This is a genomic window from Solicola agrisoli, assembly GCF_049059935.1.
In the GTDB taxonomy this organism is placed as follows: Bacteria; Actinomycetota; Actinomycetes; order Propionibacteriales; family Nocardioidaceae; genus JAURVT01.
The window spans coordinates 1-20,744 of record NZ_JBMGQR010000029.1 but is presented as its reverse complement, the minus strand read 5'-3'; the positions used below and the strand labels follow the sequence as shown (position 1 = coordinate 20,744).

At 73.7% G+C, this 20,744-nt stretch carries 16 protein-coding genes; 11 read left to right on the top strand and 5 right to left on the bottom strand.

The genetic code is table 11. From position 1 onward, the window contains the following. Window positions 1–3 precede the first annotated feature (3 nt). Window positions 4–510, bottom strand: a complete 507-nt coding sequence (locus ACI6PP_RS11990; RefSeq protein ID WP_421111819.1) for a hypothetical protein — start codon at window positions 508–510, stop codon at window positions 4–6. 48 nt (window positions 511–558) lie between these two features. Between ACI6PP_RS11990 and ACI6PP_RS11985 the strand changes: the two genes are divergently transcribed. Both ACI6PP_RS11985 and ACI6PP_RS11980 read left to right on the top strand, forming a co-directional pair. Then, a complete protein-coding gene (locus tag ACI6PP_RS11985) occupies window positions 559–1,368 on the top strand; it encodes a thymidylate synthase (protein ID WP_421111818.1) in 810 nt (269 codons plus the stop codon). Continuing rightward, on the top strand, window positions 1,365–1,838 hold the full coding sequence (locus ACI6PP_RS11980) for a dihydrofolate reductase (protein ID WP_421111817.1): 474 nt from the start codon (window positions 1,365–1,367) through the stop codon (window positions 1,836–1,838). Before ACI6PP_RS11985 ends, ACI6PP_RS11980 begins: the two co-directional genes overlap by 4 nt. A gap of 24 nt (window positions 1,839–1,862) precedes the next feature. Here the strand turns inward: ACI6PP_RS11980 and ACI6PP_RS11975 are convergent, their stop codons facing one another. Next, complete coding sequence (locus tag ACI6PP_RS11975; RefSeq protein WP_421111816.1) at window positions 1,863–2,663, bottom strand: thioesterase family protein; 801 nt, start codon at window positions 2,661–2,663, stop codon at window positions 1,863–1,865. A 156-nt stretch (window positions 2,664–2,819) separates the two neighbouring features. Here ACI6PP_RS11975 and dapA point away from each other — a divergent pair, with 156 nt between their 5' ends. Continuing rightward, complete coding sequence (dapA, locus tag ACI6PP_RS11970; protein WP_421111815.1) at window positions 2,820–3,734, top strand: 4-hydroxy-tetrahydrodipicolinate synthase; 915 nt, start codon at window positions 2,820–2,822, stop codon at window positions 3,732–3,734. Window positions 3,735–3,738: 4 nt separating this feature from the next. Next, the gene (locus tag ACI6PP_RS11965) at window positions 3,739–5,430 is read left to right on the top strand and encodes a ribonuclease J (protein WP_421111814.1); all 1,692 of its coding nucleotides are present in this window, start codon (window positions 3,739–3,741) and stop codon (window positions 5,428–5,430) included. 663 nt (window positions 5,431–6,093) lie between these two features. Here ACI6PP_RS11965 and ACI6PP_RS11960 read toward each other — a convergent pair. Then, window positions 6,094–7,944, bottom strand: a complete 1,851-nt coding sequence (locus tag ACI6PP_RS11960; protein WP_421111813.1) for an alpha-amylase family protein — start codon at window positions 7,942–7,944, stop codon at window positions 6,094–6,096. A gap of 74 nt (window positions 7,945–8,018) precedes the next feature. Here ACI6PP_RS11960 and ACI6PP_RS11955 point away from each other — a divergent pair, with 74 nt between their 5' ends. The 7 genes from ACI6PP_RS11955 to ACI6PP_RS11925 all read left to right on the top strand — a co-directional run bounded on the left by ACI6PP_RS11955 (window position 8,019) and on the right by ACI6PP_RS11925 (window position 16,471). Next, window positions 8,019–10,607, top strand: a complete 2,589-nt coding sequence (locus ACI6PP_RS11955) for a DNA translocase FtsK (protein ID WP_421111812.1) — start codon at window positions 8,019–8,021, stop codon at window positions 10,605–10,607. Between the two features lie 5 nt (window positions 10,608–10,612). Next, window positions 10,613–12,250 (top strand): helix-turn-helix domain-containing protein, encoded by a 1,638-nt coding sequence (locus tag ACI6PP_RS11950; protein ID WP_421111811.1) that lies wholly within the window; start codon window positions 10,613–10,615, stop codon window positions 12,248–12,250. A 45-nt stretch (window positions 12,251–12,295) separates the two neighbouring features. Further along, window positions 12,296–13,762 carry a 30S ribosomal protein S12 methylthiotransferase RimO gene (gene rimO, locus ACI6PP_RS11945; RefSeq protein WP_421111810.1) on the top strand — a complete coding sequence of 489 codons (1,467 nt, stop codon included), beginning with the start codon at window positions 12,296–12,298 and terminating at the stop codon, window positions 13,760–13,762. Further along, window positions 13,755–14,381 (top strand): CDP-diacylglycerol--glycerol-3-phosphate 3-phosphatidyltransferase, encoded by a 627-nt coding sequence (pgsA, locus tag ACI6PP_RS11940; RefSeq protein ID WP_421111809.1) that lies wholly within the window; start codon window positions 13,755–13,757, stop codon window positions 14,379–14,381. The genes rimO and pgsA overlap by 8 nt, the downstream gene beginning before the upstream one ends. Then, on the top strand, window positions 14,378–14,845 hold the full coding sequence (locus ACI6PP_RS11935) for a CinA family protein (protein WP_421111808.1): 468 nt from the start codon (window positions 14,378–14,380) through the stop codon (window positions 14,843–14,845). Before pgsA ends, ACI6PP_RS11935 begins: the two co-directional genes overlap by 4 nt. A 93-nt stretch (window positions 14,846–14,938) precedes the next feature. Continuing rightward, entirely contained in the window at window positions 14,939–15,232 is a 294-nt protein-coding gene (locus ACI6PP_RS11930) for a helix-turn-helix domain-containing protein (protein WP_421111807.1), read from the top strand. A 147-nt stretch (window positions 15,233–15,379) separates the two neighbouring features. Continuing rightward, complete coding sequence (locus tag ACI6PP_RS11925; RefSeq protein ID WP_421111806.1) at window positions 15,380–16,471, top strand: response regulator transcription factor; 1,092 nt, start codon at window positions 15,380–15,382, stop codon at window positions 16,469–16,471. Between the two features lie 45 nt (window positions 16,472–16,516). Here ACI6PP_RS11925 and ACI6PP_RS11920 read toward each other — a convergent pair whose 3' ends face one another. Both ACI6PP_RS11920 and ACI6PP_RS11915 read right to left on the bottom strand, forming a co-directional pair. Then, complete coding sequence (locus tag ACI6PP_RS11920) at window positions 16,517–17,302, bottom strand: DNA-formamidopyrimidine glycosylase family protein (RefSeq protein ID WP_421111805.1); 786 nt, start codon at window positions 17,300–17,302, stop codon at window positions 16,517–16,519. 3 nt (window positions 17,303–17,305) lie between these two features. Beyond that, the coding region (locus ACI6PP_RS11915; protein ID WP_421111804.1) for an Lhr family helicase at window positions 17,306–20,744 on the bottom strand (3,439 nt) is incomplete at its 5' end.

The window sequence follows — 20,744 nt, the reverse complement described above, 5'->3', positions numbered from 1 at the left end:
AAACTAGGCCAGGCCGAGGCCCTGGTGCAGGTAGGAGGGGGCGCCCTCGCGCTCGAGCCGCGCCGCGGTGCGGTCGGCGTTGCGACGGCTGGGGGCGATCTCGAGCAGGATCAGCAGGACCGTCGGGACCACGGTGACCAGCACCGGCCACGCGGACTCGGTGAACGAGAAGCCAAGCGCGAGCGACACGATGAACGGCGCCTCGATCGCGACGAACCGGCGGATCGCGGCGGTCTGGAACGTGGCGACCGACTCGTTCGCGACGTGCTGGGGGTCGTAGGTGCCGCCTGCAGGGATGGCCGGGACCACGAACCCGACGGTCTCGGCCATCACCGCGCCGACCGCCACGAGCCCCAGGCACGCCACCGACAGCAGGTCGGGGGAGCCCGACGGGACGCCCAGGACGAACAGGACGGCGACGGTCACGATCACGGGGGCGGCGGCGAGCGCGAACGTCAGCACGCGCAGGGAGGACGCCGAGGCCGGTCGGGGCGCGGAGGGGTGGGTCACGCGGCGTAGTCAACCAGTCCCGACGGTCGCCCGGAGTACGATCGGCGGGTGCAGCAGTACCTCGACCTCGTGCAGAAGATCCTCGACGACGGCGTGGAGAAGGGCGACCGCACCGGCACCGGCACGCTCAGCGTCTTCGGCCACCAGATGCGCTTCGACCTGCGCGCCGGCTTCCCGCTCGTCACCACCAAGAAGGTGCACGTGCGCTCGGTCGTCAACGAGTTGCTGTGGTTCGTCGCCGGCGACACCAACACCGCCTGGCTGCGCGAGAACGGCGTCACCATCTGGGACGAGTGGGCCGACGAGAACGGCGACCTCGGCCCGGTCTACGGCCACCAGTGGCGCTCGTGGCCCACGCCCGACGGCGACACGATCGACCAGCTCGCGGGCGTCGTGGAGAACCTGAGGACCGACCCCGACTCGCGCCGCCACCTCGTCAGCGCCTGGAACGTCGCCGACCTCGGCGCCATGGCGCTCGCCCCGTGCCACGCGTTCTTCCAGTTCTACGTGCAGCCGCAGGACGACGGGCCGGGCCTGCTGTCGTGCCAGATGTACCAGCGCTCGGCCGACGTGTTCCTCGGCGTGCCGTTCAACATCGCCTCGTACGCCTTGCTGACGCACATGGTGGCGCAGGTCGCCGGCCTCGGCGTGGGCGACCTCGTCCACACGCTCGGTGACGCCCACCTGTACCTGAACCACCTCGACCAGGCCCGCGAGCAGCTGACCCGCGAGCCGCGTCCGCTGCCCGAGCTGTGGCTCGACCCGCAGGTCACGACGATCGACGGCTTCGGTGTCGACTCGGTCAAGGTCACCGGCTACGACCCGCACCCCGGCATCAAGGCGCCGATCGCCGTATGAGCGTCACGCTCGTCGTCGCGGTGGCCGCGAACGGGGTGATCGGTCGCGACGGCGGCCTGCCCTGGCCGCGGCTGGAGGGCGACCTCCCGCGCTTCAAGGCCCTCACCACCGGCCACGTGATGGTGATGGGCTCGCGGACGTTCGACTCGATGGGCCAGCTGCCCGGGCGCACCTCGATCGTCGTGTCGCGCCAGCGCCGCATGTTCGGCGAGGGCGTGCCGGTCCTGCCGTCCGTGGCCGACGCGGTCGCGCACGGGCTGGGCCTCGATCCCGAGGTGTTCGTCGTCGGGGGAGCGCGCATCTACGCCGACGCCCTGTCCCAGGGGCTCGTCGACACCATGGTCGTCAGCCACGTGCACGACGCCCACGACGGCGACACCGTCTTCCCCGACGTCGACTGGTCCGCCTGGCGCGAGACCTCCCGCGAGGCCGAGACGGGCTACGACGTCGTCACGTACGTGCGCGCCTAGCTCGAGCTGAGGTGTCGGGACGCCTCAGAGGACGAGAGCCAGCTGGCGGGAGAGAGCGCAGAGGTTGCCGTCCTCGTCCCAGATCTCGACGTCCTCCTCGTGGTAGCCGTCGACGAGGTGGCGGGTGGTGACGCGGCAGGCGACCCAGGGGCCGACGGGCACGCGGTGCAGGTGCACGGTCAGCTGGACGGTGACCGCGGCGAGGTGGCCGAGCTCGGCGACGGCGGGCGGCCAGGCGTCGACGAGGAACGCCAGCGCGAGACGGTCGACCGGGCGCCCGTCGGCGAAGCGCACCCAGAACTGGGCGGTGGGGTCGCCGGACGGTCGGCCCTGCGCCCAGCCGGGCACCGACGCGAGCCGGTAGACGCCGCGGTCGGCGATCGTCATGGGGCCGTTCGGGCCCGACATCGCGGTCAGGCCGGGGTCGAGGCACTCGTCCGGCGGCGGCAGGTCGGGCGGCGCGCCCAGCTCGACCGACGGCCCGGACGACGTCGACCTGTCGCCGAAGCTCGCCACCAGGTGGGCGACCGCCCTGCCGTCCTGGCTCACCGTCGACTCCGCGGTGGTGACCCGCTTGCCGGCCCGCAGCACCGACTGCTCCAGGCTCACCGGCCCCGGCACGGCGGGGCGCAGGTACGACATCGCCGCGACGAGCGGGTCGGGCGCGTCCACGTCCTCGGCCAGGCCCCGCAGGGCGATCGCGAGCAGGTAGCCGCCGTTCGGCGTGCCGTTGGGGGTGTTCCAGCGGTCGGTCACCTCGCCCTCGCGGATGCCCGGCCCGGCGGGGCGGCTGGCGGTGTCGACGTCGAGCTCGTGGTCCGTCACGGGGCCATCCTCGCGGCACGCGGAAGAAAATGTGAATGACCTGTAACGCTTCGCACGTCCCCGGCGATGTAGCGCGTGTCCCGGTGCTGTCCGGGCCCCCGAGCGGACAGCACCGGGACGACTGCCGTCCGGACCCAGAACGCTAGGCTGCGGCCCATGACCTCTCCGCTCGCCACGCCCGCGGCGCCGTTCGGACGGGTGCTCACCGCCATGGTGACGCCGTTCGGGCCCGACGGGTCGCTCGACCTCCCGGCCGCGCAGAAGGTCGCCGCCCACCTGGTCGATGCCGGCAACGACGGGCTCGTCGTCAGCGGCACCACGGGCGAGTCGCCCACCACCACGCCGGACGAGGACGGGCGCCTGCTGGCCGCCGTGCTCGAGGCCGTCGGCGACCGCGCGACCGTCATCGCGGGCGTCGGCACCAACGACACGGCCGCGTCGGTGCGGCTGGCACGCCAGGCGGCCACCGCGGGCGCGCACGGCACCCTGCTGGTCTCGCCGTACTACAACAAGCCCCCGCAGGCGGGCCTGCTGCGCCACTTCGAGACCGTCGTCGAGGCGGGCGACCTGCCGGTGATGCTCTACGACATCCCCGGGCGCACCAACGTCCGCATCGCGCCCCAGACCTACACGGAGGTCGCCGCCGACCCGCGCGTCGTGGCCGTGAAGGACGCCGTCGGCGACATCGCGGGCGGGTCGTGGGTGATGGCCGAGACGGGCCTGGCGCTGTACTCCGGCGACGACGCCCTCAACCTGGCGTGGCTGACCCACGGCGCCGCCGGCGTCGTGTCGGTGGTCGCGCACGTCGCGGGCGCGGACTACGCGGCGATGGTCGCGGCCGTCGACGAGGGTCGTGTCGACGACGCCGTCGGCATCTACCGCCGCCTGCTGCCCGCCGTCGGCGCCATCATGAGCGCCACCACGCAGGGCGTCATCACCGCCAAGGCGTGCCTGCAGCTGCTGGGGGTCCTGGAGCACCGCACCGTCCGCTCGCCCCTCGTCGACGCCACCGACGACGAGGTCGCCGCCCTGCGTGCCGCGCTGGGGGCCTCGAACCTGCTGGAGGTCTGACTCGATGAGCCAGAGCCACCCCGAGCTGTCCGCGCCGCCGCCGCTCCCCGAGGGCGGGTTGCGGGTCCTCCCGCTCGGCGGCATCGGCGAGATCGGTCGCAACATGACCGTCTTCGAGCACGAGGGCAAGCTGCTCGTCGTCGACTGCGGGGTGCTGTTCCCCGAGGACGACCAGCCCGGCGTCGACCTGATCCTTCCCGACTTCGACGCGATCCGCGGCCGCCTGGACGACGTCGTCGCGATCGTCCTCACCCACGGGCACGAGGACCACATCGGGGCGGTGCCCTACCTGCTGCGCGAGCGCGGCGACATCCCGCTCGTCGGCAGCCGGCTGACGCTGGCGTTCGTGCAGTCCAAGCTCCGCGAGCACCGCCTGCGCGACGTCCCCACCTACGAGGTCGCCGCCGACGAGGTGCAGTCGTTCGGGCCGTTCGAGCTCGAGTTCGTGGCCGTCAACCACTCGATCCCCGACGCGCTCGCGGTCGCGATCCGCACCCCCGCGGGCGTCGTCCTGCACACCGGCGACTTCAAGATGGACCAGCTGCCGCTCGACGGCCGCATCACCGACCTGCGGGCGTTCGCCCGGCTCGGCGAGCAGGGCGTCGACCTGTTCCTCACCGACTCGACCAACGCCGACGTGCCGGGCTTCACCACCACCGAGCGCGACATCACCCCGGCGCTCGACCGCGCGTTCGCCGCGAGCAGCCAGCGAATCATCGTCGCGTGCTTCGCCTCGCACGTGCACCGGGTGCAGCAGGTGCTCGACATGGCCGTCAAGCACGGGCGCCAGGTGGCCTACATCGGTCGCTCGATGGTCCGCAACATGGCCATCGCCCGCGACCTCGGGTACCTGCACGTGCCCGACGGCGTCCTCGTCGACGGCCGCAAGATCGAGGACCACCGCCCCGAGGACCTCGTCCTGGTCTCCACGGGCAGCCAGGGCGAGCCGATGGCCGCGCTGTCGCGGATGGCCGGCAACTCCCACGACCGCGTGCAGATCATCGAGGGCGACACCGTGGTGCTCGCGTCGTCGATGATCCCGGGCAACGAGAACGCGATCTACCGCGTCATCGACGGTCTGACGCGTCTCGGCGCCCGCGTGGTGCACAAGGGCAACGCGATGGTGCACGTGTCGGGCCACGCCTCGGCCGGCGAGCTCCTCTACTGCTACAACATCGTCCGCCCGTCCAACGTGATGCCGGTGCACGGCGAGGTCCGCCACCTGCACGCCAACGCCGCCCTGGCCCGCGCCACCGGCGTCCCGGCCGACCGCGTGGTCATCGCCGAGGACGGCGTGGTGGTCGACCTCGTCGACGGCCGCGCGCGCATCACCGGCAAGGTCGACTGCGGCTACGTCTACGTCGACGGCTCCTCGGTGGGCGACATCACCGAGTCCGAGCTCAAGGACCGCCGGATCCTGCGCGACGAGGGCTTCGTGTCCGTGATCGTGGCCATCGACGCCACCACCGGCACGATCATCACCGGCCCCGCCGTCCAGGCCCGCGGCTTCGCCGAGGACGACAGCGTCTTCGCCGAGGTCGTGCCCCGCATCTCCGACGCGCTCGAGGCCGCGATCCGCGACGGCGTCCGCGACCCCCACCAGCTGCAGCAGGTCATGCGCCGCACCGTCGGCCGCTGGGTCTCCGGCGCCCACCGTCGCCGGCCGATGATCCTGCCGATCGTGCTGGAGGCCTGAAACCTCCTCCTCCGTGGGGTCGGGTGCGGCGCCCCTGAGTTCGGGTGCGGCGCCGTCGGGCGGCTCGCCGACAGGCACCGACGGACGGGGTAGGCGCGGGCCGGGCGCCACGGCCGGGTGGCGGCGTCTCGCTGGGTGGGACGCTTCGTCCCAAGGGCACCAGCCGTCACACCGACTGTGGCAAACGGTCGCCGACCACGGTGAATTCACCATGGTTCACGACTGTTTGCCGTGGTCGGAGCCCGGCCGTCCCACCCTGCGAGACCCGCACCCGGCAGACAGCCCGAGCCCACCGCCGCCGCGTCCGTCGGCGCGCTCTTCGTCCCACGAGCACCCCAGACCGCGTGCGGCGCCGCTGAGGTGCTCGCCGAAAGGCACCGACGGACGGGGTGGGCGCGGGCGGGTCGCCTTGGCCGGGTGCCTGTCTCGCTGGGTGGACGGGCGAGCCCCATCGGCACCACCCGTCACACCGACCGTGGCAAACGGTCGCCGACCACGGTGAATTCACCATGCTTCGCGACTGTTTGCCGTGGTCGGCGCCCCGGCCGTCTCACCCTGCGAGACCCGCACCCGGCAGACAGTCCGAGCCCACCACCTTCCCGTCCGTCGGTGCGCCGTTCGTCGTACGAGCACCTCAGGCGACAGCCGCGCTCTGACGCCGCCCTAGACAGCAGTCAGCCACGCCACCCCGTACGGAGCCAGCCAGACGTCGTCCCCGTCACGAGGCAGCAGACCCCCACCCACGTGGTCGTGCGCGGACGCGTCGAGCCCCACGGCCGCCAGGGCCGCGGCCGGGACGCGGACGGCCGCGTCGCCGACGTTGTAGAGACCGAGCAGCGGCCCGAGCGGGTGGCGGCGGAGGGTGGTGAGGACGGCGGGATCGACGGGGTCGAGCACCTCGGTGGGCACCGCGGCGTGCAGGTGGGGGAGCCCGCGTCGGGCGGCGACGAGAGCGGCCAGGCCGGAGCGGACGTCGTGCTCGTCGGGGGCGGGCCAGGTCATGCGGGGGCGGTGCACCCAGCGGTTGTCGTCGGCGTGGGCGGGGTCGTCGGCCCAGGCGTGGTCGTTGACGACGCCCGCCTCGTCGCCCATCCAGAGCACCGGCAGCCCGCCGAAGCCCAGCACCAGCGCGTGCGCGAGCAGGACGCGGTCGCGTCCGTGCGGGTCGCCGGCCTCCAGACCCGCCAGCGAGGCCAGGCTGCCCGAGATCCGGCGGTCGCCCGTCTCGGCGTTCTCCTGGAACACCAGGCCCCGCGACCACGAGCCAGGGAAGTCGCCGGCGTAGAAGTCCGACAGGAAGCGGCGGTGGGCGAACCCGTCCAGACCCGCCGCGGCGGCGTCCTCGTCCGAGACGGCCCAGCCGATGTCGTCGTGGCAGCGGGCGTAGGTGACCCACGCGGTGGTGGACGGGGGAGCGGGCAGCTGCTGCAGGGCGTGCGACGACATCCGGGCGTCGCGGGTCGCGAGCATCGACCACAGGTGGACCATCAGCACGTTGTGGTACGCGAGGTCGCTGACCTTGCCGTGGTGGCGCCCGCGCCCCAGGTACGACGGCAGGTCCTGCGGGCCGACGATCGCCTCGGCCTTGAACACCACCGCGGGGCAGGCGATCCGGGTCACGGTGCGCAGCGCCTGGGTGAGCCCGTGCACCTGCGGCAGGTTCTGACAGCTGGTGCCCAGCTGCTTCCAGATGAACGCGATCGCGTCCAGCCGTAGCACCTCGACGCCGTGGTTGGCCAGGTCGAGCACGACGTCGGCGTACTCGGCCAGCACGTCGGGGTTGGACCAGTCGACGTCCCACTGGAAGGAGTTGAACGTCGTCCACACCCAGCCGTCGAGCTCGGCGTCGAAGGTGAAGCTGCCCGGCGCGAAGTCGGGGAACACCTCGGGCAGGGTGCGCTCGTACTCGTCGGGGACGGTGCGGTCGGGGTGGACCATGAAGTAGTCGCGGTAGCGCTGCTCCCCGGCGCGGGCCCGCACCGCCCAGTCGTGCTCGCGAGCCACGTGGTTCAGCACGAGGTCCAGGCACAGGCTGATGCCCTCGGCGCGCAGCGTCGTGGTGAGGGCGCGGAGGTCGTCCATGGTGCCGAGGTCGGGACGGACGGTGCCGTAGTCCATCACCGCGTACCCGCCGTCGCTGTTGCCGGGCCTCGGCAGCAGCAGGGGCATCAGGTGCAGGTAGGTGACGCCGAGGTCGCGCAGGTAGCCCGTGCGCGACGCGACGTCGGCCAGCGTCCCGGCGAACCTCTCGGCGTACGCCGCGTAGCCCAGTGCGCCGGGCCGCTGGAACCAGTCCGGTGCCAGCGAGCGGCGCAGGTCGAGGGCGTGCAGGTCGTCGTCCCGCTCGGCGAACCGGGCCGCGGCGAGGGCCACGAGACGGTCGGCGACGCCCTCGGGATCGTCGTAGAGACCGGTGAGGGCCTCCACCAGGTCGGGCCGCCAGCGCTCGACGCGCGCCTGCAGCACCTCCCACCGGTGGTCGGGGAGGGCGCTCAGCACATCGTCGAGATCCATGTCCGCCTGGGTTCGGGGCCGGGCCCCGGCGTGGGATACCTGGGGCTGGTGTGGTCCGACCCTAGGGTGCTGGCATGGCGACCCGCACGTCTTCCCCACCGCGGGCGCGCAGCAACGCGCGCACGCGGTCGTCCGGCAGCCAGGCCAAGAAAGCGCCCCAGGGCAAGCGTCCTCCGCAGAAGAAGCGGAGCACGCCCCCGAAGCGCAGCGGACCTGGACCAGTTCCGCGCGCCCTGATGGCGCTCGGCCGAGGGCTCGCAGCCCTGTGGCTGGGCATCGCGGGGCTCGTCGGCGCGGTGGCACGGAGCATCGGCTCCGCGGCCCGCGACCTCGACCCCGAGCAGCGCCGCGACGGCGTGGGGCTGGGGCTGATCGGTCTGGCGATCGTCGTCGCCGCGTCCGTCTGGTGGCACGTCCCGGGAGGCGTCGGCCGCTTCCTGCGCGAGGCCGTCACCGGCAGCGTCGGCGTGCTCGGCTGGGCCGTGCCCGTCGTGCTGCTCGTCGTCGCCTGGCGCACCCTGCGCCACCCCGAGGCCAACGGCCCCGCGGGCCGGCAGGTCATCGGCTGGGGCTCGATCGCCGCCGGCGTGCTCGGCCTGGTGCACATCGCCCACGGCCTGCCCCGGCCGTCCGACCGCGCCACCGACCCCCAGGTGCTCAGCGAGGCCGGTGGCGCCGTCGGGTACGTCGTGTCCGCGGTGCTCGTCGACCTCTTCCGCACCACGTACGTGGCCGTGCCCCTGCTCGTGCTCGTGGCCGTGTTCGGCGTGCTCGTGGTCACCGCCACCCCGATCTACGCGATCCCGCGCCGGCTCGCCGAGCTGCGCGACGCCGCCCTGGGCCGCCACGTCGACGAGCCCGCCGAGGACGACGACGACCAGATCGCCGCCGACGCCTCCCGCAAGCCGTACAAGCAGTCGCGCCGCAGGAAGCCCGGCGAGACCGACGAGGAGCGCGAGGAGCGCCTGCGCGCCTACGACTCCGCGCTCGTCGACGGCCCCGAGGCCCCGGCCGACGTCCACGCGGACGCCGACCACCCCGTCCCCGACCTGCACCCGCCCACGCGCCGCAAGCCCGGCCTGAAGGTCGACGTCCCCGAGCCCGTCACGCCGGTCGTCGAGGACGAGGCCGAGGTCGTCGAGCCGCCGCCGATGACGCCGCTGCCGGCCCGCGCCGAGCAGCTCGCGCTGTCGGGCGACGTCGTCTACACGCTGCCCAGCAGCGACGTCCTGCGCGAGGGCACGCCGCACAAGGCGCGCTCCAAGGCCTCCGACGACGTCGTGGGGCGCCTGACCGAGGTGCTCGAGCAGTTCAACATCGACGCCGAGGTCACCGGCTACACGCGCGGGCCCACCGTCACGCGCTACGAGATCGAGCTCGGCCCCGCCGTCAAGGTCGAGAAGATCACCGCGCTCACCAAGAACATCTCCTACGCCGTGGCCTCCAACGAGGTACGGATCCTCTCGCCCATCCCGGGCAAGTCCGCGATCGGCGTCGAGATCCCCAACGTCGACAAGGAGATCGTCTCGCTCGGCGACGTGCTCCGCTCGGGCAAGGCCCGCGGCGACCACCACCCGATGGTCGTCGGGCTGGGCAAGGACGTCGAGGGCGGCTTCGTCGTCGCCAACCTCGCCAAGATGCCCCACCTGCTCGTGGCCGGAGCCACGGGCTCGGGCAAGTCGAGCTTCATCAACTCGATGATCTCCTCGATCCTCATGCGGGCCACGCCCGACGAGGTGCGGATGATCATGGTCGACCCCAAGCGCGTCGAGCTCACCGCGTACGAGGGCGTGCCGCACCTGATCACGCCCATCATCACGAACCCCAAGAAGGCCTCCGAGGCGCTGCAGTGGGTCGTGCGCGAGATGGACATGCGCTACGACGACCTCGCGAACTTCGGCTTCCGCCACGTCGACGAGTTCAACAAGGCGGTCCGCTCGGGCAAGCTCGAGGCGCCCCCGGGCAGCGAGCGCGTCCTGGCGCCGTACCCGTACCTGCTGGTGGTCGTCGACGAGCTCGCCGACCTCATGATGGTCGCCCCGCGCGACGTCGAGGACGCGATCGTCCGCATCACCCAGCTGGCCCGCGCCGCCGGCATCCACCTGGTGCTCGCCACCCAGCGACCCAGCGTCGACGTCGTCACCGGCCTGATCAAGGCCAACGTGCCGAGCCGCCTGGCGTTCGCCACCTCCTCGCTCGCCGACAGCCGTGTCGTCCTCGACCAGCCCGGCGCCGAGAAGCTGGTGGGCCTCGGCGACGGCCTGTTCCTGCCCATGGGTGCGAGCAAGTCGATGCGCATGCAGGGCGCCTGGATCACCGAGACCGAGATCGAGCACGTCGTCCGGCACTGCAAGGAGCAGCTGCAGCCGGTCTACCGCGAGGACGTCACGGTGCAGCCGGCGTCCAAGCGCGAGCTCGACGACGACATCGGCGACGACATGGACCTCGTGGTCGCCGCGATCGAGCTGGTCGTGTCGACGCAGTTCGGGTCCACGTCGATGCTGCAGCGCAAGCTCAGGGTCGGCTTCGCCAAGGCGGGCCGGCTCATGGACATCCTCGAGTCGCGCGGGGTCGTCGGCCCCAGCGAGGGCTCGAAGGCCCGCGACGTCCTCGTCAAGCCCGACGAGGTCGACGGCGTCGTCGCCACCATCCAGGGGGAGTGATCGAGATGGACGAGCAGCACGTGGGTGACCCGGTGGAGGTGCGCCGCAACGGCGCCCTGCTGGGCCTGGTGGGCCTCGGGGCCGTGGCCCTCGCGCTGGCCTACGGGTGGCGCGGCCTGGACGGCGCGCCGCTGGCGCTCGTCGTCGCGGTGCCGCTGCTGCTCGTCGGCGCGGTCTTCGTGGCCGCGGCGCTCGACGCCCGCAGCCCCGTCATGGTGGTCGACGTCCACGGGTTCCGCTACCGCGACGGCCGAACCTGGACCGGCGTGCCGTGGTCGGACGTCGCCGCGGTCTCGGTGCGACGCCACCGCCGCCCCTGGCAGGACGGCGAGGTCGACGTCGACCTGCACTCCGGCGAGCGGTTCACCACCCGCGTCGGCCTGTCCACACCCGTCACGCCCGACGTCGTCGCCCGGCTGCGCGAGCTCGCCGACGGACGCGCCGTGGTCGCCGAGGTCGTGCCGTCCACCGGCGGCGACGCCGTGCCCGCCGTCGCCGGCCCGGCCCTCGAGGTGCCCGAGCAGGCCTTCGAGCGCCCGGACGTCGACGTCTACGACCAGGAGCGCGACCGGCCCGCCGACGAGGAGGCCGCCGAGGCCGAGCCCGAGCCGGTGGAGGACGAGCGTCCGCTGCGCCCCGCCGCCCGCATCGTGGCGAGTGCCGCGACCGCCCGCCGCGCCATCCGCGCCAACCTCGTCCGCAACGCCCCGCAGACGATGGGCGCCACCGCCCTCAGCCACGACCACGCGCTCGACGACGACCGCGACCACGCCTGGCTCCCCGAGGCACGCCACCTCGACCCCCGCACCGACCGCCCTGGCCTGGTGCTCGAGCCCACCCCGGCCGTCCGCGAGCCCGAGCCCGTCGAGGGCCCGCCCCCGGTGGTCTGGACGCCCGACGTGCCCGAGGTGGCCGTCGTCGGCGAGCAGGTCGCCGCGGCCAGGCGTCGCCTCGGCCTGAGCGTCGACGCGATGGCCGAGCGCACCCGCATCCGTCCGCACGTCATCGAGGCCATCGAGATCGACGACTTCGCCCCGTGCGGTGGCGACTTCTACGCCCGCGGCCACCTGCGCAGCCTGGCCCGCATCCTCGGCATGGACGCCGCCGCGCTCGTCGCCGACTACGACGCCCACTACGCCCAGGCCCCCGTCGGCGCCCGCACGGTCTTCGAGGCCGAGCTCGCCACCGGGCCCAAGCCGTCCATCCGGCTCACCACCGGCGGCCCCAACTGGGGCGCGCTGCTGGGGGTCGTCATGGTGCTCGCGATCATCTGGGGCCTCGGCCACCTGCTCACCGACCGCGGCGAGGAGCCGGCCGACTCGGTGCCGGTCGCCCCGAGCGCGGCGGCCACCGAGCCCGCCGTCGACCCCTCCAGCGTCGCCGGCCTCGGCGCCCCCACCACCAACCAGCTCGTCCTGCGTGGTCGCGGCGAGTCGACGCGCGTCGTCGTCCGCGACTCCGAGGGCCAGGCCGTGTGGGTCGGGCGCCTCGCCGACGGCGACTCCGCCCAGGTGCGGCTCGTCGGCCGCGGCACGATCACCGCCTCGGACGGCGGCCTGATCGCCGCCCGGGTCAACGACCGCTCGATCGGCCGCCTCGGCGACCCCGGCGAGCGCGTCGAGCGCAAGATCGGCAAGGCCTGACCTGAGACCGGTCGGTTGCGGGCGGCCACCTATCCTGGTGGTCGCATGACTGCCACCGAGAACGCCACCGCCCCCACCAGCGTCGCGCTGGTCACGCTGGGCTGCGCCCGCAACGAGGTCGACTCCGAGGAGCTCGCCGCCCGCCTGGCCGGTGACGGGTTCGTCCTGGTCGCCGATCCTGCCGACGCCGAGACGGTCGTGGTCAACACCTGCGGCTTCGTCGAGGCCGCCAAGAAGGACTCGGTCGACACCGTCCTGGCCGCCGCCGACCTCAAGGACGGCAAGGCGCGCGCCGTCGTCGCCGTCGGCTGCATGGCCGAGCGGTACGGCAACGAGCTCGCCGACGCGCTGCCCGAGGCCGACGCGATCCTCGGCTTCGACAGCTACCCCGACATCGGCGACCGCCTGCGCCGCATCCTGGCCGGCGACGCGCCCAAGCCGCACGTGCCCGTCGACCGCCGCACCCTGCTGCCCATCACGCCCGTCGAGCGCGCGGCGGCGACCGCCGTCGTGCCCGGGCACCGCGTCGCCGAGCCCGACCTGCCCGCGGGCATCGTCCCGGCCGGCGGTCCGTCGGCCGCGCGCATGCGCCTCACCGACGGCCCGATGGCCCCGCTCAAGCTCGCCTCGGGCTGCGACCGCCGCTGCACCTTCTGCGCCATCCCGGCGTTCCGCGGCTCGTTCGTCTCGCGGCGCCCCACCGACGTGCTGGACGACGCCCGCTGGCTCGCCTCGCAGGGGGCCAAGGAGCTGTTCCTGGTCAGCGAGAACTCCACCTCGTACGGCAAGGACCTCGGCGACCTGCGCCTGCTCGAGACGATGCTGCCCGAGCTGACGGCCGTCCCGGGCGTCGAGCGCGTGCGCGTCTCGTACCTGCAGCCCGCCGAGACGCGTCCGGGCCTGGTCGAGGTCATGGCCACCACGCCAGGCGTCGCGTCGTACTTCGACCTGTCCTTCCAGCACGCGTCGGCGCCGGTGCTGCGCCGGATGCGCCGCTTCGGCGACCCCGAGCGGTTCCTCGGCCTGCTCGACCAGGTGCGCTCGCACGACCCGCTGGCCGGCATCCGCAGCAACGTCATCGTCGGCTTCCCCGGCGAGACCGAGGAGGACCTCGAGATCCTCTGCGACTTCCTGGTCGCCGCGCGCCTCGACGCCACCGGCGTCTTCGGCTACTCCGACGAGGACGGCACCGCCGCGGCCGACCTCGACGGCAAGCACGACGAGGACGAGGTGCTCGCGCGCGTCGACCACGTCAGCCGCCTGGTCGAGGAGCTCACCGACCAGCGCGCGGAGGAGCGCGTCGGCGAGGTCGTCGAGGTGCTCGTCGAGGACGTCGCCGACGGCGTCGTCGGCCGGGCCGCCCACCAGGGCCCCGAGGTCGACGGGTGCGTCCGGATCGTCACGTCGGGCGAGTCCCCGCAGGTGGGCGCTATGGTGGCCGCGATCGTCACCGGCCACGACGGCATCGACCTCGTGGCCGAGCCCGTCGCCGAAGGGAACCACCATGGCTGAGCCGGCCGCGGACGGCACCGGCGTCGCCGAGAAGCCCCCGGTGAGCAACCTCAACATCGCCAACGCCCTGACGGTCCTGCGCATCGCGCTCGTCCCGCTGTTCGCCTGGGTGCTGCTCATGGACGACGGGCAGGACACCACGCTGCGCGTCGTCGCCTTCGTGGTGTTCGCGCTCGCGATGATCACCGACCGCATCGACGGCGAGATCGCCCGCAGCCGGGGCCTGGTGACCAACTTCGGCAAGATCGCCGACCCGATCGCCGACAAGGCGCTCACCGGCATGGCCTTCGTCGGCCTGTCGATCATCGGCGTGCTCTGGTGGTGGGTCACGATCGTCGTGCTCGTGCGCGAGTGGGGCATCACGCTGATGCGCTTCGTGGTCATCCGCTACGGCGTCATGCCCGCGAGCCGCGGGGGCAAGATCAAGACCACGCTGCAGTCGGTGGCCCTCGGTGGCTACCTGCTGCCGTTCGAGCTCTGGGGCGGCACGCTGTCCACGATCCTGCTCTGGGTCACGCACGTCGCGATGGTGCTCGCCGTGGTCGTCACGGTGGTCACGGCCGTCGACTACGTGATGCAGGCGGTCCGGATGCGGCGAGAGGCCCGGGCGGCGGCATGACCACGTCGTCGACCGTGGTCGACGCACTCCGCGAGGCCGGCTCCACCGTGGCCGTCGCCGAGTCGCTGACCGGTGGGCTGGTGGTCGCCGACCTCGTCGCCGTGCCCGGTGCGTCCGACGTGGTCCGCGGGGGAGTGGTCGCCTACGCGCCCGACCTCAAGGCGACCCTGCTCGGCGTCGACCCGGCGCACCTCGAGCGCGCCGGCACCGTCGACGCCGGCACCGCCCGGCAGATGGCCGTCGGCGTCCGCGACCGCCTCGGCGCGACCTTCGGCCTGTCCACCACGGGCGTCGCCGGGCCCGACCCGAGCGAGGGACACCCGCCGGGCACCGTCTACGTCGCCGTCGCGACGCCCACCGGCACCGCCGTCGAGCGCCTCGACCTCGACGGCGACCGCGCCGCGGTGCGCGCCGCAGCCGTGCGCGAGGCGCTCGCGCTCCTCGCCCGCGCCGTCCAGCGCTGAGCGGGCCGTCGTCGGGCCCGCCGGAAGAAGCAGCGCAGGCGCGGTGTTGGTGAGATGATGGCCGTCCTGTCGACGGCCCGAGGGAGGAGTGCCATGGTGCTGCTGCGCCAGCTGGTGGGCGACGTGCTCCGGCAGCGTCGGCTCGCCCAGGGGCTCACCATGCGCGAGGTGTCCTCGCGCGCACGAGTGAGCCTGGGCTACATCTCCGAGGTCGAGCGCGGCCAGAAGGAGCCCTCGTCGGAGCTGCTGGCCTCGCTCTGCGGAGCCCTCGGCGTCCCGCTCTCGCAGGTCCTCCGCGACGTCGGTGTGCTGCTCGAGGTCGATGAAGCGACCGCCCTGTCCGAGGTGTCCTCCTCCACCGGGACGGCACCGGCCTACGCTGCTTGATCGTCCCCTCCGGCGGGTTTGAAGACGTTCCAGCGTGAAAACTGACACAATGTGATGGTGCGACCTGATGCAGTTGACTCACGCCGCCGCGAGCCCGTGGCTGCGCGGCCCATGGTCGAGCGGGCCCTGGCGGGTGTTCTCGAGCGCGTGAGCCGCGACACCCGCGACCCGATCGCCGTGGTCGACCTGCGCCCCGGCCACCGGGGCCGGGTGCGGTGGAGCAACCGACGCGGTGCCGCGTGGACGGTTCGTCCCGGCGACCTCGTGCGCAACCATGCGCCGGAGGAGCACGTCGAGGCCGTGGACCAGATGCTGGAGCACCTCGCGGACCACACGGGCACCGTCCCGATGCCCGCCGGGATCTCCCGCGCCACCGGACCCGTCCGGTGGGACATGGTCCGCGCCGGCGACGGGCCCGAGTCCGACTACGGCATCATCAGGATCGCGAGCGTGAGCGAGGGGGCTGCGATGAACGACCAGCGACGACAGAACGACCTCGACGACTTCGTGGAGCGGGTGCGCTACTCGATGACGCGCCTGTCGCGTCAGTCCGGTGTCGTGGGGGTGGTGGGCGTCGACCTCAAGCGGGCCGAGGAGTCCGCCAGCCAGGACCCGACGCTGGCCGACAAGCTGCGCGAGTCCTACACGCACGCGGCGGCGCGCATCTCGAGCGTCGCCCGCTCGGGAGACTCGGTCGTCCAGGTGGCCGAGCACCAGATCGCCGTCCTGGTCGAGGTGCGCACGCCCCTCGACCTCGACATCGTCATCGCGCGCATCTCGCGCACGATCGGCGAGCCGTTCTCGGTCGGCGGCGACACCATCCGCATCGGCAGCGGCGTGGCCTCGGCCTACGCCGAGGGCAACCACGGCGACCCGGCGGCCCTGGTGGCCGAGTCGCTGCACCGCGCCCGCGAGGCGCGCCTCGACCCCTCGACCCGTGCGGCGGTCGACGCCCGCGGCGGACGCAGCGCCGGCGAGCGCTCGATGGTCGCCCTCACCACGCCGGGGCCCCGCGAGCTCGACGGCGGCATGCCCACCCTCACCAGTCGCGAGCGCGAGACCCTGGCCCGCATGTGCGCCGGCCAGAGCACCTCGGTCATGGCCGACTCGATGGGCATCAGCATCACCACCGTCCGCACCCACGTCCGCGCCGTGCTCTCCAAGCTCGGCGCCCACTCGCGGGTCGAGGCCGTGGCCGTCGCCGTCCGCAACGGCCTGGTGTCCAGGCACGAGCCGTAGCCGCACGCCCCGGCATCCCGCCTGACGGCACGCGGTCGTCGACCGCTACGGGGCGGGCTGGCAGCGGGGGCACCAGAAGCTGACGCGCATCATCAGCGGGTCCTCGCCGATCTCGCCCTTGGCGATCCGGGTGCCGCAGCGCCGGCACGGACGCCCCGATCGTCCGTAGACCCACAGCTCGTGCCCGGCCCGCAGGTCGCCGGTGGTGCAGCGCATGGCGCGGCGCGAGTTGGCGTTGAGCAGCCGCGACGTGCGGTCGATCAGCCGTGGGACGTCGGCGATCGCCGAGACCGGTGCCTCCGGGTGGAGCCCGGCGACGAAGCACAGCTCGTTGGCGTACACGTTGCCCACGCCGGCGAGGTTGCGCTGGTCGAGCAGCGCCATCGCCACCCCGCGGTCGGGGTCGGACGCGACCGCCGCGACGGCCGCGTCGGCGTCCCAGTCCGGGCCGAGCAGGTCGGGGCCCAGGTAGTCGAGGGCGGTGGCGGCCTCGTCGGCCGTCCAGACCTCGAGGACGCCCAGCAGGAAGCCGACGGCGACCCGGTCGGCGGTGCTGAGCACCACGCGCGCCTGGTGGGCGGGCCGCTTCCACGTGCTCTGCGGCGTGTACAGGTGCCAGGAGCCGTCCATCTTCAGGTGCGAGTGGACGACGTGGTCGCCGAGGTCCATCAGCAGGTGCTTGCCGCGGCTGCGCACCGACTCGATCGTGCGCCCCGACAGGTCGGTGACGGCCAGCTGCGGCACCCGGAAGTCGGTCTTGACCAGCACCTCGCCGTCCAGCGCCGCGGCGAGGTTCTGCGCGGCGCGGTAGACGGTGTCGCCCTCAGGCACCGGTCACGACCGGATCCGCAGGCCGCGCGGGGTGGCGTGGAACCCGGCCTGCTCGAGGGCGTCGGCCAGCGGGGTGCCCAGCACCTGCGCCCCGTCGGCCTTCTCGACGGTGAGACGACCCAGGGCGCCGTCGCGGACGGCCAGGGCCAGGGCGTCGACGGCCGGCTGCAGGCGGTCGGTGTCGTCGAGGAAGGTGAGCAGCGTCTTGCCGCCCCGCTCGACGTAGAGCGCGAGGTCGCCGTCGACGAGCACGACCAGGGCGCCCGCCTTGCGCCCGGGGCGGTGCGTGCCGGCCGGCTCGGGCCACGGGAGGGCGGCGCCGTAGGGGTTGGCGGGGTCGGTGGCGGCGAGCGTCAGGGCCGAGGGGGCGGTGGTCTCGGTCTGCTGGCCGTCCTGGCGGGAGTGCGACCGCAGGCGGTCGACGGCACCGGCGGTGGCGAACTGGGCGGCACCGAGGGAGTCGACGAAGTAGCCGCGGCGGCACTGGCCGGCGTCCTCGAAGCCGCTGAGCACCTTGTAGATGGCCTGGAAGCCGCCCGGCACGTGCTCGGCCTGCACCGATCCGCGGGTGACGACGCCGTAGCGGTCGAGCAGCAGCTCTCCCATCGCGGCCGCGCGGACGGTGACGTCGACGACGGGTCGCTCCAGCAGCGACCAGCGTCCGGCGACGGCGGGTGGGCCCGTGCGCGACGGCATGCTGGGCCGACCGGGCCGCATCGGACGGCGTCCGCGGACCGACCGGCTGCGCGGGGTGGCGGCCTTGGAGCGGTGGGCGGTGCGGCCCGCCCCGATCAGGGCCCGCAGCGGCGCGAGGGTGTCGTTGGTGAGGTGACCGGCCCAGACCAGCTGCCACAGGGCCGCGGCGAGGGCCTGGTCGTCCGTCGAGCCCACGGCGTCCGACAGCGTGCGGAAGAAGTAGGCGCCGCCACCGGCCATCGCCTCCAGGACGGTGGTCTCGAGCGGGTCGAGGTCGTGCGGGGCGGCGTCGGGCACGGTGAGGTCGACGGTGTCGGCCAGGTGCAGGCCCACCCAGCCGTCGTTGCCGGGCAGCGAGCCCGAACCGGCCCACACCACCTCGCCGGTGGAGGTGAGCTCGTCCAGCATCGACGGCGCGTAGTCGATGACGCGCGAGCGCAGCACGAGCGGCTCGAGCGCCGACGCCGGTACCGGCACCCCGGCGAGCTGCTCGATGACGGTGACGACGCCGTCGACGCCGCGCAGGCGGCCGCCCACGTGCTGCCAGCTGGGCAGGAAGCGCCCGAGCGTGGAGACCTCGACGGGCTCGACCTCGTGCCGCAGCGCGGCGAGCGAGCGGCGCCGGACGCGTCGGAGCACCTCGGCGTCGCACCACTCGGCGCCCTGCGCCCCGGGACGGAACTCGCCCTCGACGATGCGTCCGGCTCCGGACAGGCGCACCAGCACGTCGTGCACGACGGCCACGCCGAGCCCCAGCCGCGCCGCGACGTCGGTGGTGACGAACGGGCCGTGGGTGCGGGCGAAGCGGCTGACGAGGTCGCCGAGGGGGTCGTCGACGGGCATGACGAACGCGTCGGGCGTGCCCATGGGGATGGGGACGCCGAGCGCGTCGCGCAGGCGGGCGGCGTCCTCGACCGCGACCCACCACTGCCGGTCGGCGAACGAGACGCGCAGCGCGCGACGGTCCTGGGTGAGGTCGACGAGCCACGCCGAGGCCTGGGCGGGCTCGGTGATGCGGGCCTCGACCTCCTCGGTGGAGAGCGGGCCGAGGACGCGGAGCAGGTCGGCGACGCCCTCGACCCCCTTGGCCTTGCGGTCGTCGGCGAGGCGCTGCAGCTCGGACTCGGTGTCGGCGAGCACGGTGGGGTCGAGCAGGTCGCGCAGCTCGGCGCGTCCGAGCAGCTCGGACAGCAGCGAGGTGTCGAGCGAGAGCGCCGCGGCCCGACGCTCGGCGAGCGGGCTGTCGCCCTCGTAGAGGAACGCGGCCACGTAGCCGAACAGCAGCGACCGCGCGAACGGCGACGGCTGCTGGGTGGTGATCTCGACGACGCGCACGCGTCGCGCGGCGACGTCGTCCATCAGCGACACCAGCGCCGGCACGTCGTAGACGTCCTGCAGGCACTCGCGCACGGCCTCGAGCACGATCGGGAAGCTCGGGTACTTGCGGGCCACCTCGAGCAGGGCGGCCGACCGCTGGCGCTGCTGCCACAGCGGCGACCGCTTGCCGGGGTTGCGGCGCGGCAGCAGCAGCGCCCGGGCGGCGCACTCGCGGAAGCGGGACGCGAACAGGGCCGACCCGCCGACCTCGTCGGTGACGACCTGGTCGACCTCGTCGGGCTCGAGCACGAACAGGTCGGCGCCGGGCGGCTCGTCGTCGGTGTCGGGGAGCCGGACGACGATGCCGTCGTCGGAGGCCATGGACGCACCGTCGGTGCCGAAGCGCTCGCGGATGCGGGCGCCGATGGCCAGCGCCCAGGGGGCGTGCACCTGCATGCCGAAGGGGGAGTGGAGGACCAGGCGCCAGTCGCCGAGCTCGTCGCGGAACCGCTCGAGCAGCAGCAGCTGGTCGTGGGGGACGTGGCCGGTGGCCTCGTGCTGCTCGCCGACGAACGAGAGCAGGTTGTCGGTGGCCCACGCGTCGAGCCCGGCGTCGAGGCAGCGGGTGCGGGCGTCGTCGGGGGTGGCGCCGGTGAGGGTGCGGGTGAACGCGCCGACCGCCCGGCCGAGCTCGTAGGGGCGTCCGAGGCTGTCGCCCTTCCAGAACGGCAGCTTGCCGGGCTGGCCGTAGGCGGGGCTGACGAGCACGCGGTCGTGCGTGATGTCCTCGATGCGCCAGCTGGTGGCGCCGAGCGCGAAGACGTCGCCGACGCGTGACTCGTAGACCATCTCCTCGTCGAGCTCGCCGACGCGGGCGGCCTTCTCGCCGACCATGTAGACGCCGAACAGCCCGCGGTCGGGGATGGTGCCGCCCGAGGTGACGGCCAGGCGCTGGGCGCCGGGGCGTCCGGTGAGGGTGCCGCCGACGCGGTCCCAGACGATGCGGGGGCGCAGCTCGGCGAACTCGTCGGAGGGGTAGCGGCCGGCCAGGAGGTCGAGGGTGGCGTCGAACGCCGAGCGCGGCAGGCTGCCGAACGGGGCGGTGCGGCGGACGGCGGCGTACCAGTCGTCGACGTCGACGGGCTCGAGCGCGCAGGCGGCGACGGTCTGCTGGGCGAGGACGTCGAGCGGGTTGGCGGGCACGCGCAGTGACTCGATGGCGCCCTCGCGCATGCGCTCGACGGTGACCGCGGCCTGCAGGAGGTCGGCGCGGTGCTTGGGGAACACGACGCCGGTGGACGTCTCGCCCACCTGGTGGCCGGCGCGGCCCACGCGCTGCAGCCCGCTGGCGACCGACGGCGGCGACTCGACCTGGATCACGAGGTCGACCGCGCCCATGTCGATGCCGAGCTCGAGGGAGCTGGTGGCC